The sequence below is a fragment of the Porphyromonas levii genome, assembly GCF_018206105.1.
Lineage (GTDB): Bacteria > Bacteroidota > Bacteroidia > Bacteroidales > Porphyromonadaceae > Porphyromonas_A > Porphyromonas_A levii.
This window is the reverse complement of sequence record NZ_JADRGN010000029.1, coordinates 18,750-30,704: the sequence shown is the minus strand read 5'-3', so window position 1 is coordinate 30,704 and position 11,955 is coordinate 18,750. Positions and strand designations below refer to the sequence as shown.

General features: G+C 46.6%; 10 protein-coding genes. 2 read left to right on the top strand and 8 right to left on the bottom strand.

Features of this window, described 5'->3' with window-relative positions; all coding sequences use genetic code 11:
- Nucleotides 1-7: 7 nt before the first annotated feature.
- From IX315_RS06955 to IX315_RS06945, 3 genes are read right to left on the bottom strand one after another with little or no spacing between them, the layout of a single operon-like run.
- Nucleotides 8-1,210 carry an LL-diaminopimelate aminotransferase gene (locus tag IX315_RS06955; protein WP_134849005.1) on the bottom strand — a complete coding sequence of 401 codons (1,203 nt, stop codon included), beginning with the start codon at nt 1,208-1,210 and terminating at the stop codon, nt 8-10.
- Nucleotides 1,207-2,004, bottom strand: coding sequence for a diaminopimelate epimerase (dapF, locus tag IX315_RS06950; RefSeq protein ID WP_211638766.1), 798 nt, complete (start codon nt 2,002-2,004; stop codon nt 1,207-1,209). Before dapF ends, IX315_RS06955 begins: the two co-directional genes overlap by 4 nt.
- The gene (locus tag IX315_RS06945; RefSeq protein WP_018358180.1) at nt 2,004-3,521 is read right to left on the bottom strand and encodes a potassium/proton antiporter; all 1,518 of its coding nucleotides are present in this window, start codon (nt 3,519-3,521) and stop codon (nt 2,004-2,006) included. Before IX315_RS06945 ends, dapF begins: the two co-directional genes overlap by 1 nt.
- A 78-nt stretch (nt 3,522-3,599) precedes the next feature.
- Between IX315_RS06945 and IX315_RS06940 the strand changes: the two genes are divergently transcribed.
- Nucleotides 3,600-3,932, top strand: a complete 333-nt coding sequence (locus IX315_RS06940; protein WP_211837299.1) for a DUF4286 family protein — start codon at nt 3,600-3,602, stop codon at nt 3,930-3,932.
- A complete protein-coding gene (gene rsmH / locus IX315_RS06935) occupies nt 3,929-4,855 on the top strand; it encodes a 16S rRNA (cytosine(1402)-N(4))-methyltransferase RsmH (protein ID WP_018358182.1) in 927 nt (308 codons plus the stop codon). Before IX315_RS06940 ends, rsmH begins: the two co-directional genes overlap by 4 nt.
- A 428-nt stretch (nt 4,856-5,283) precedes the next feature.
- Here the strand turns inward: rsmH and IX315_RS06930 are convergent, their stop codons facing one another.
- The 5 genes from IX315_RS06930 to IX315_RS06910 all read right to left on the bottom strand — a co-directional run bounded on the left by IX315_RS06930 (nt 5,284) and on the right by IX315_RS06910 (nt 11,886).
- Complete coding sequence (locus IX315_RS06930) at nt 5,284-6,528, bottom strand: DUF5074 domain-containing protein (protein WP_211831884.1); 1,245 nt, start codon at nt 6,526-6,528, stop codon at nt 5,284-5,286.
- A gap of 36 nt (nt 6,529-6,564) precedes the next feature.
- Complete coding sequence (locus IX315_RS06925) at nt 6,565-8,907, bottom strand: TonB-dependent receptor (RefSeq protein ID WP_211831918.1); 2,343 nt, start codon at nt 8,905-8,907, stop codon at nt 6,565-6,567.
- Nucleotides 8,908-8,929: 22 nt separating this feature from the next.
- Nucleotides 8,930-9,385: an HU family DNA-binding protein gene (locus tag IX315_RS06920; protein WP_026215629.1), complete on the bottom strand. Its 456-nt coding sequence runs from the start codon at nt 9,383-9,385 to the stop codon at nt 8,930-8,932.
- Between the two features lie 215 nt (nt 9,386-9,600).
- Nucleotides 9,601-10,857, bottom strand: coding sequence for a DUF1302 family protein (locus IX315_RS06915; protein WP_211837298.1), 1,257 nt, complete (start codon nt 10,855-10,857; stop codon nt 9,601-9,603).
- A 246-nt stretch (nt 10,858-11,103) separates the two neighbouring features.
- Nucleotides 11,104-11,886: an outer membrane lipoprotein-sorting protein gene (locus tag IX315_RS06910; protein ID WP_211638442.1), complete on the bottom strand. Its 783-nt coding sequence runs from the start codon at nt 11,884-11,886 to the stop codon at nt 11,104-11,106.
- Between the last annotated feature and the right edge of the window lie 69 nt (nt 11,887-11,955).

The following is an 11,955-nucleotide window of genomic DNA, read 5'->3' as shown; positions in this document are numbered from 1 at the left end:
CTCCTATCTACTTAGATAGGCGCTCCATTGCCTCTCTAGTAGCTTCGTGCGAATTGAAAGCAGAGAGTCGGAAGTAGCCCTCCCCCTCTAAACCAAAGCCCACTCCAGGCGTACCGACAATCTGTTTCTCTGTAAGCAGATAGTTGAAATAATCCCATGAGGCTGGATAAGCCTCAGGCGTCTTGAGCCAGATATAAGGTGAGGAGACACCTCCGAAGTGCTCCACCCCAGCTTTTGCCAATGCCTCTCGAATCACTCGCGCATTCTCTAGGTAGTAGTCTATATTTGCCTTGACCTGAGCTTTACCCTCCTCTGTATAGATAGCGGCAACACCGGCTTGGCTGATGTAACTTGCACCGTTAAACTTTGTGGTCTGCCTGCGGCTCCACATACTATTCAGATCCACTGGCAAACTCTTGGGCACAACGGTATAGCCACACCTAACACCAGTAAATCCTGCTGTCTTGGAGTAGCTTCTAAACTCTATAGCGCATGCTTTAGCCCCCTCTATCTCATAGATGCTATGAGGCACCTCTGGCTCTGTGATAAATGCCTCGTATGCGGCATCGAAGAGGATTAAAGCCTCATGGGCAAGCGCATAATCTACAAACACCTTGAGCTGCTCTCTAGTTAGCGTAGTGCCAGTAGGGTTATTAGGGTAGCAGAGGTAAATTAAGTCCACAGGATCTGTAGGAAGGGCAGGCACAAAACCATTCTCCCTATTGCAAGCAAGGTATACTAGATTACTCCACTTGCCTTCTGGCAGATACGCACCAGCACGACCCGCAAGCGCATTGCTATCTACATAAACGGGGTAGACAGGGTCTGTTACCGCTATCTTCACATCGTTGCTAAATAGATCTACAATATTGGCGGTATCGCTTTTGGCACCATCGCTGACAAAGACCTCTGACGGATCAAGCGTCACCCCATAGGGGGCATAATCGTGCGCCACTATCAGCTCTCGAAGAAAGGCATAGCCTTGCTCAGGTCCATAGCCACGGAGCGTAGAGCTAGAGGACATCTCGTCTACCGCCTTGTGCATAGCTTCAATGCTTACTGAAGGAAGTGGAAGTGTCACATCACCGATACCCATCCGGATAATCTTGGCTTCGGGATGCTCGGCTTGGTATTTATTTACACGGCGGTTAATCTCCGCAAATAGGTAGCTCCCGGGGAGCTTCTGGAAGTTGTTATTTATCTTTATCATATCGTTACCTTACCTTGAAATACATAAGTAGCTGATCCCGTCATAAACACCGACTCAGTCTCGTTGCCCGACCAGTCAATAGTCAGGTCTCCACCTGGCATCATCACCTTCACCGGACTATCCACTAGACCTTTGTAGATGGCTGCTACTGCCGTAGCTGTCGCCCCAGTACCACAAGCCATAGTAAGCCCTGAACCTCGCTCCCATACTCTCATCTTGATGGTATGCCTATCGAGCACCTGAGCCACTTCATAATTCACGCCATCAGGAAATGCCGCATGTTTCTCTATCCTTGGCCCAATCGTATCTAGTGCATAAGCATCTGGGTCTTCGGCAATGAAGTGGATATAATGTGGGTTACCGACAGAGACCGATACGCCCTCTACCTCATCCACCTGCTTGCTATCCTCCAGCACATTAGGCAGCCCCATATCCACACGAGCATGGGTTACCTTCCCGTCCTCAATCGTTAGGACAAGTATCTTTTCGCCCGAACGGGTATTGATCGTCATAGGGTTGTCTTGGCAAAGCCCACGTTCGTACAGTAGCTTTGCCACACAGCGAATGGCATTACCACACATCAGCCCTTCCGAACCATCGAGGTTAAATATCCTCATCAGGTAACCACCCGAAGCCTCCTTATTATAAGTAATCAAGCCATCACCTCCTATGCCTGTCCTACGGGGGCTAAACTCCCGTGCGAAACCCTCCAAATCCTCAATAGGGAATCGGTCAATATCCACATAGATGTAGTCATTGCCGAGCCCATGAAGTTTATCAAATACGATCTCCATTATACGTTCTTATCTATACTATAATTATTCACACCCAAATCCTCATACGCCTGTACTAGTGCTTCCTCGTCATCCGAGATGAAGAGTACATGGTCTCCCTCAGCCAGTTCCGTATGCCCCTTTGGTATAAAGAAATCCCCACCTCTCTGCACCATTATAGCCAACGTATGGTCGGGCAGTGGCAGATCCTTCATCTTATTGCTCTTCTCTATCATATTGCGGCTCACCAAGACCTCCGAGATAGAGCTCTTGATGCGCTGAGGCAAATCAATGTCTCCAAAGACAGGATCCTGCGTCTCTGTATCTACTAAGTCGAGTTGCTCTGCCATAAACTGAACGGTAGTACCCTGTACAAGCAACGAGATAATAGTGATGAAGAAGACAATGGTAAACACCAGCTGTGCATTCTCCACCCCTCGCACCCATGGTATCATGGCAAAGATAATAGGGACGGCTCCTCTAAGACCTACCCAGCTAACGTACATCTGCGACTTCAACTTGAACTTCCCCCAGAAAGGCAAGAGCATAAGATGGACAGAGATAGGTCGACCGAAAAGGAGCATAAATAGGGAGATAAGGATAGCTGGCACCGCCAACTCCAATAAGTAAGGCACGTCTACCAACAACCCTAAGGTAAGGAACATTACCAGCTGACTCAGCCACTGAACTCCATCGAAAAACTTAGCTATCGTATTGCTATACTGCATCCGAGAATTCCCTATCACGAGTCCGCCCACATAAACTGCAAGATACCCATTGCCATAAGCGGTATTAGTAACAGAGAATATAAAGAATGCCACCGCTAGCATCAATATAGGATACAGAGAAGTAGCATAGAGATTAGCTCTATTCACCACCCATACAGCGAGCTTCCCGAGCACGAGACCGAATAGTAGCCCCACGGCAAACTGCACGACAAACATCCACACACCATCCCATACGGTTACACTATCTCCCTGCTGAATCATAGATACAAGAATCAGGGTAAGCATATACGCCATAGGGTCGTTGCTACCACTCTCAAACTCTAGTAGAGGTTTCAGATTGTGCCGAAGTTTGGTCTTTCGTGAACGCAGGATAGAGAAGACGGAGGCGGAATCGGTCGAACTCATCACACTAGCGAAGAGCAAAGACTCCAGGAATGTAAGCTGTACCCCGAAGTCCAGCCACTGGAAGAGATAATAGATAAAAACACCCGTGAGCAATGCCGTAAGCAACACCCCCGCAGTAGCCAAGAGAGCACCAGGAACCATCACTGGCTTGATACTCCTATAGGAGGTATCCATACCTCCTGAAAAGAGGATAATCACCAGTGCTACCGAACCTATCGCTTGGGCGATAACAGGGTCATCGAAGTTGAAACAACCTGTAGTGCCTGCCGCCATACCTACTCCAAGAAATAGGAGCAATGTCGGTAAGCCAAACCTAAAGCCAGTCTTACTAAGAAACAATCCTATTACGGCAAGGATGGAGCCATACAAAAGCAGTTGGTCTGTCGAAATCGCTGCCAATAACATTATCTATCACCTTTCCTATCAAAAATACTCTGCAATATACAAAAATACAGCGACACAATACAGAGGAATAATAGTGGAATGATGAAAATTATGTACCTTCGCACTATGAAAGGATATATCTACAACATCACAATTAGTGCCGATGGCTCTTGCGGCGGCGACGTTCTCTACTTCGTAGAGCATAGGCTATTCCCCACTTGGGCTGAGCGCCAAGGGTGGGAGCGCCCCAAGCTACTCCGAATCCCTACCCCCATGGAGGATGGCATTACTGTGGCTCTGCAGTTCGAGCTAGAGAGCACCAAGCTCCTTGCCGACTTTGAGCTCGCGAGCGACCCTCTTGTAACCCGCATACAAGAGGTATATGGCGAGAAAGTACTATTCTACCCTACCCTTATGGAGGTTATCGGATGAGCGAGAAGGAGATTATCAGGGCAGAAGGGTACCACGTACCGGTACTACTGCATGAGAGTATAGAGGCATTGGTCACAAACCCTGATGGAATATACTTAGATTGTACTTTCGGGGGCGGTGGTCACTCCAGACATATCTTGGAGCAACTCTCTCCCAAGGGTCACCTATTTAGCTTCGACCGAGACCCCGATGCACTTGCCAATTGTAGTATCAAGGACGATCGCTTCACCTTTGTCCGCTCCAACTTCCGACACCTCTTACACTTTATGGATTACTACGGCATAGAGCAGGTCGATGGGATACTCGCAGACCTTGGTCTCAGTAGCCACCACCTCGATGACGAGAGCCGTGGCTTCTCTTTCCGCTTCGATGCACCTCTAGACATGCGTATGAATAGCTGTGGTGGCAAAACTGCAGCTCAGCTCATTGCCGATAGCACACAAGAGGAATTGGGAGCCATCCTCGCTAATTACGGCGAACTCAAAGGGAGCTATCGTATTGCCACCTTACTCAAGAGGGCTTCGGACGGAGGCAAACTACAAACCATCCAAGACCTCCTCACTACCGTGGCACCTGTAATACCTGAGAGAGATAAGAAGTCTCTTGCCAAGCTATTTCAAGGGCTACGTATAGCCGTAAACGACGAGATTGGTGCTCTACAACAGCTCCTCACCGATGGCACACAGCTCCTTCGACCCGAAGGGAGGTTTGTGATTATCACCTACCACTCCTTAGAAGATAGGCCGGTCAAGAACTTCTTCCGATCGGGCAATATCTCGGGCGAAAGAGTCACCGACCACTTTGGTGTGCCACTCACTCACATCAGTCCACTACACTCCAAGCCCATCCTACCAAGCGCTGAAGAGGAAACACGCAATCCTCGCTCCCGTAGTGCAAAGCTCCGTATTGGGGTCAAAGGATAAAACCCATACAAAGGTCTATTACATCTCACCATAACGGTCGCTCTCATCTATCAATCCTTAATGTTATCAAGGATTGTTATTGTAGTCTATGTCATAGTTATATATCGTTGCTTATTCTCCATTCTTTGGCTTTATTGTATGTATCCCACATGTGGGCATATAACCCGAGAGTTCTTCGTGTATTCCCTTCTCCTCTATTCTATAATTCTATTATTGATATACAAGATACAGTCGGCATTGGTAATCATACTTAACCGATAAGCGATGACCAAGACTGTCTTTCCACATATCAAATGGGAGAGATATACCATCGTGAAGGAATTGCACAACTTTAGAAAGCTTTCATAAGAATAGGACTTAAAGGAAGAGGGCAAAGAAGCAAGAAGAGAATTCCTCCATTGTCTTTGCCCTCTTTATTTAGATTTGGTTTAGTTGCCAAACCTTTCTATCGCCATGGGATTTCCAACGGTGGTTATCATAGGAGTTGGATTAATCTTATCTGTCTTAGGGTCGAGATAATAGATGCCTTTGGTGGTTGCCGAAGCATTACAGATGGCCAAACCATCTTTATACTTGGAGACTAATACTCCGTAGCCGTTTGACAATTCCAATCCTTCGATTATCTTCATCTTCTGATTGTACAAATCAAAGACTACTGCTCTGCTCGCGATAGCACCGTGTCCGGTTTCTCCGGGCTTGTAGTAACCCGGAATATCAATGTATCCGTAGGCTTTGCCATTGACTACATAACAAATGGAAGCTGCAAAGCCGGCCGGCTTCTCTTCTCCTTCTATGGTAGCTCCGGTTATCGTCCAGTGGTATGTGGGGTCAAAATCCGTTTCCCCCTTTTTGATTCGCAGTATGCCTGCTTTGTGCCCTGCTACCATTCCGAAGTTGCCGAGACAGGAAATGTATATATCCCCTTTTTCATCCATAAATAAAGACTTAGGGTCAATAGGACGTGTGGCTTGGGAGAAACCGCTGGTTTTCTCCGAAATCATCTTGACCAGCTTGTCCGTCTTCGTATCAATAACGGCTACGTCTGCCTGTTTGTAGTTCTCTGGACTTGTCCATCCCCCCACCATCTGGCTTAGACCTGCAAACACGTATCCGTCACGTTCAATCATAATTCCTATGTCTGGATTATTGTCCTGTATGCCCAAAGAGGTCAGGTCTATCTCTCCCGTCTTTTGCATTGTTTCGGGATTGAAAATGTAGATCTTCCCCAATCCTGCAAGCGACAGATACGCTTTTGTAGAAGATAGCTTGACGAGATTATTGGCACTGTTATTGGCCGGCAATGGCATACTGCCCTCTTTTTTCAAAACACCGTTCGTGCGTCGGTACTTTATCAGTTCGTTTTTGTCCATCTGCAAATGATAGCTTGGGAAAACATAAAGCTCCTGACCTACGACTATGGGGTAAGAACTTCCATAGGGGACATTTATACCATTCTTATTGTCTACAGCCATCGTCGAGCCTAACTTGGGCTCGCCAATAAGTTGCATATAGTACGTCCCATCCATCCCCGTAGCATTAGGCAAGGCAGTCAGTAGCAGTACATTTCCCTTACCTCCTGCTATAGGGGCGTCTGGGTCTGATTGGTTATTGTTGCACGAATTGAGACACAGTGCAGCAAATATTGCTGCTACGATAAACACTTTCTTTTTCATCTTTTTGTTGCTTTAGTTATTATACATATGGTTTGATTACTTGAATACATATCTGAATCTTATGGTGAAATTACGTCCCGGTAAGGGGCGATTGAACTCGCTGATCATTTGCGTATTGGTCAGGTTGTTTATTTTCCCCATAATGAAGTAGCGTCCATTGCCAAAACTTTGTTCAAAGCCTATACTGCTTGAAAAGGTTCTCGGTATGCGATGCAGCTGGAACTGGCTTTGCTCAAAGTCATAAAGGTATTCCTCCACGAATGAAGCATCGGTAAATATGCGTGTGTTCATTCCTCTGCCTCCGAATAGATTCTCCTTGTGAAACTCCAGTCCTGCATTTGCCATCAGATAAGGGATATTGGGCATACGACTACCTTTGGTAGGGTTGGCAACTGTTGTATTTTGTTCGTACTTACGCGTATCTCTCAGGTCTTGGTAAGTTGCGTTTACGTAACCATAGAGCCAGTGTGTAACATCGGCTTTCACCTCTGCTTCCACCCCAAAGGTTCTCATCTCGCCGAAGTTTTGATATTGCGACTGCAAGAAGCCTCCCGTAAAGCGAATCATATCTCGCAGATACATATAAAATCCATTTACTTCTATTTGCAGGTTGCTGGGAGACTTCCCTGTCAAATCGTATTGTATTCCCACATTCACACTCGTGTTGCGCTCGGGCACCAAATTGCCTGCAGGAGCTATCACGTATCCATCGCCCAGCAGCTCTTCTTCCGATGGAAGCCTTACATCATATCCGAGTGACGCTTTTGCCATCAGATTGGGTGTGATACGGTAACGGAGCGCATTGCTGATACCGAAATCATTCTTTTGCGTATTTATGTCCTCTGCAGAATTGGTCAGCACACTTGCCATCCGTGTTTTCATCGAATAGTGGTAATACTTGACATTGATAGAATTCAGAAACTTATCATTAGAGGTGCGATAGTCGTAGTTCAAGCCCGCCACCCAGCTGAGCATATTGCTCGGGAACTCTGTACGATAGCCAATGACCTTGTCTTTCATTACATCTCTTGGGTTGGCGTGGGCATACTTCAGCAAAGAGTTGAAGTTTACCGAGTGGTTTTCATTGACAAGATAGTTGAGATTCAATTTGTGGTTGAATTGATGTTTATCATTCGTCAACAGTGATGCCCATTTACCGATTTCACCACCGAATTTGGAAACTGCCGGATAATGCGTTCCGTCCCAATGTGTGCGATGAGAAGCGGTATCGGCAAAGTTATAGTTGGTATAAATATACCCCAACTGCCAATCCAAGTCCAGTCCATCCAAGAGGAAGTTATCCTTCTCCATTTTATTGGCGAAAACAAAGGCATTGGAGTGACTGTGGGCATACTGAATGTTTGACTCTATCCCCTGTATATCCTTGTAGGTATGTATGAAGACCGGCTCAAACTCCACCAAATCAAACCACCATTTCCGAGCCTTGAAGCTGCCACCAATAACCATCTTTTTGAACTTGTCGTGATCTCGGGTTATCGTAAGCCCTTCTTGAACGGGCGACTTCATCTTGTAGTTATTGTCGGCATAGTTGTAAATACCGCCCAACCCGAACTCGATGCCCTTCGGGGCAATGTTCATCTTGCTTACCACAGATGCTTTGTGCGTATTGAAACTACCGTAAGAATAATTCACGTCCAAATACTTGGGCGGATATTCCTTGATGACAATATTGACTGCTCCACCAACGGCAGAGCCTCCGAACTTGGCAGGAACAACTCCTTTGTATATCTCAATACGGTCAATCATTTCCACCGGTATGTCATTGATGTCGATGAAATCGGAATTATCGTTCATCGGATGTCCGTCAATGAAAAGCCCGATGCGTTTCCCTTCCAAACCGCGCACCGAAATGCGAGATGCGCTACCTACGCCACCCATTGCCCGCACGGTGATACCGGCAGTCTTTGCCAGAACGTCTTGTACATTGTTGACCGTACCTTGTATTTGGCTCATACTGATTACGGATATGGGCATTGCTTGTTCGCGTATCTTGCGGGCTTCGCTTTTGCCCAGTACGACTACCTCATCGAGCGATTTCGCTTCTTCTTTCATCCGGATGATGTTTTTTTGCCCTCTCCCTTTCCCCACTGTGACCTTGCGGGTTTGCGTGTGGTAACCTATAAATCTCACAGTAAGCGTGTAGGTAGCCGGGGGAATATCAGAAAAAGAGAACTCGCCGTGCTTGTCTGTTGTGATGCCCTTTTTCAGTTCCTCTATAAAGACCGAGGCTCCAGGCAGTGGTTCTTCGCCCGAGTCGTCGATGACCACGCCCGTAATCCGTCCGCCTCCTGTTTGAGCAGATACACTGGTGCTTACGAGCACCAGTGATAAGAAAAGATAAAGTACTTTCCGTTTCATTGTTTGTTCCTTCATCTGAATATTAAAGATCGAGAATGGGTGTGTCGGAAGTACCTCCGGGTGTCGGATCCGGTGTAGCCGGTATCGCCTCCTCTTCACGTATTATCATACGCTGTACATTCTTTGCCCGATTGCGCATTTCTTGCTTCGGGAAGAACTGTATGCGAGGCGTTTTGAGCGTATCTGCGGTAACGGCTTTCTCCGTCTCCATACGCTTGCCACTGGATATGACTTTAAACGAACCGAGATCTGCCAAGTCAACGGCTCTGCCGCTGAACATCTCTTCACGCACAATCTCCGCCAGGGCGGTAATGGCAGCACGCACATCGGCACGGCTCAGAGCTGTGGCATTGACGATGCGGTCTTCTACCTGACGAGTAGTAATCTTATCTTGCGCAACAGGGGCGGCATAATACATTGTTTTGCCTTTGTGTTTACCTATGCGCATTACCTCTTTCTTTACGTTGTATAGTAACATATTTCTTTTATTATTGTTTGTATTTTAAGTGCTTTTGCCGTTCTATTGGAACGGCTTTGGTCGTTTAACTTAAACGGCTTAAACGATTCCACTGGAACGATTGCGATCGTTTAACTTAAACGATTTTGTCCGTTTCGGTTGAGGTGTTTTTCAGCTGCTGTCATTTATCCAATCCATCTTTCTTTCTCGTTTTATATTTCTATTACTTTTTGTTGCTAAAAACTGTATTTAGCCTTTGCCCATATTTCCGAGTTGTTCTTGTAAGTGCCGAATATCCCTTCGTTGCCTCCGAACCAATCATAACCCAGCGAGAGCTGTATGTAGTCATTCAGTGCATAAGAAGAGGTAAAGCGGCTGAACCATCCCTTATGGTTGATATCGAAATAGGTAAAGTTGGAGAGCTGCAATGTGCTATCCAATAGCTTTTTCGACACATTGAGCGTGAGGAGCGATTGGTGGCGAGGTTGTGCTATTTGGGTTTCGTACTTCAGAATACTTTCTGAAGAAAACTGCGCCATCAGTGTCCATTCATTGGGTGCATACCAATCCACGCCCACGAGATAATTCACCGTGTTGAAGCCCTTTTGCTCCATAGCGCTTGCCTCGGGTTTGTAACTGAAATGCTTGTCTACGTTGAACGCCGCTTCTCCACGCACGACAAACTGTCCCAACGGCTTGGATATATCCGCTCCGAAGAACCCCATTCGGTAATATTGTGGAGATACGGTTATATGAGAGCCTGAAGGTCGGTATGTAACCACGGGCATCTTGTTCCACGTATGCAATGCGGCGAGAGAGAAATCCACTCCGGGGAGAGTGAACCCGAGCTTCCCTCCATATTCTATATTGGAAAAACGGAACTCGGGGCGGCTTCCCTTTTCGTTCCACATAAAGGATTGAGCGGCGTTTTTGGGCAGTACCCTCCACGGATTTTCGGCATCGGTCGGCAGCTTATAGCCCTCGAAAGTCGGCACGGCAAGCAGCTCCAATTTCATCTTCTCATTAAAGACAAAGAAGCGCAAAGCATTGACCAGCATACGAATGTCGTCGTAGTCTCGTGCCAAGAACTCCGTCATATCCATCGGGGAAACAAGATCAGTAACACGTACACCGTCTGCCACTCCCCAGATGACCAATTGCCGACCGAGGCGAAAGCCCCAATGTTCCTCCCGATGGTCGAGATACGCCTCTCGCAGTTCAAAGCCCGTATGCGCCTTTAATAAGGCATTGTGGGTGGCATTGAACGAGACGAAGAGCGTCGAACCTCCAAAACTTTTTCCTACTTCACCCCTCACACGAGTACGTGAAGACATAAAGTCATTCGGCCTCTCGGAGCGGATGGCGTGATAGGTATCCACAAAGCCTTTGAGCTGCCACGACGAATCCCCCTCCTCTTGCCCCCATACAGTATTTAGAGGCAGGAACAGAAGAAACAACAGTAAGATCTTTGCTAAATGATTGCTTGTATTCATTTAATATGATTGCTATTCAGTAAACGTCAGTAGCTTTTCTTTGATTGCTCGGAATCTTTTTCCTGATTACTCGGCACCCAGTAAAGAGTCATATGAGAATCAGAAGAAAGTCATACGAGAATCGAAAGAAAGTCATATGAGAATCAGAAACTACTATATATCTTTCTCTAATTGCTATTATTGCTGTCCGTGCAAAGGCTTTCTCTTTCCACTTAAAATTGAATATTTTTACCGGACAGCAATATATTATAATCTACCTTTCTCCAAAGTGCTAACATTGAATTTTGCTTCATCCAATGGGAGGTCATACTTGGGATTCTTAATCTCAAGAATTGTCTGATGCTCCGTCTGGACATTGGTCATATGCAGTTTTTGGGCAACCCAGAATCCTGCCACCTTGGCTATGTTGGATAAGTCAAGGCGGCGATGCAGTTTCCCCATCTTGTCGTAGTATTCAACCTTGAGGGCTATCAGGCAGTCCTGACGAATCCACGCTATTTTCTTGGAATAGATCTCGCGTTTATCCTTGGGCGTAGATTCCAATTTCCAACACTTATGCCCATCTATTTCTTCTTCACCCAACAGTTTGTGCGTGTCCTCATCTACGTTGCGACTGCCCATATCATCATAGGTAAAGTCACTGCCCATAAAGTAATCCTGCTTGGCAGAGGAGCCGCTGATACGGCGGGTCTTCTTCATCGCAGGCAGATAGAGCCATTTATCGTCGTCCTTATTGGGATCGTCGTAATCCCACGTGAGGAAGCCCGTGCCTTTTACATCACCAGGGTATTGGAAGAACATTATACTCTTGCGGTCTTTCTTCCCTTTTCCCACGTCGATGGAGTAAGAAATCAGTTTGCGCTCGCGCACCGCTCCGCGCTTATTGATCAGTTTCATCACCAACTCCGACTGACGGGTATCGCCATCGGGACGGTCTTTTACTTTCTGGGCAATCTCTCTGCCCGTCTGTGCCATTGCTGTGGTGCCAAATATGATGGACATTGCCATCGTTAAGATTACTGTTTTCATTGTCTTATACTTTTAATTGTTAATGCCTTCTATCATTGAATACTTGCGAGAAAAGACTCTTATTAGTCG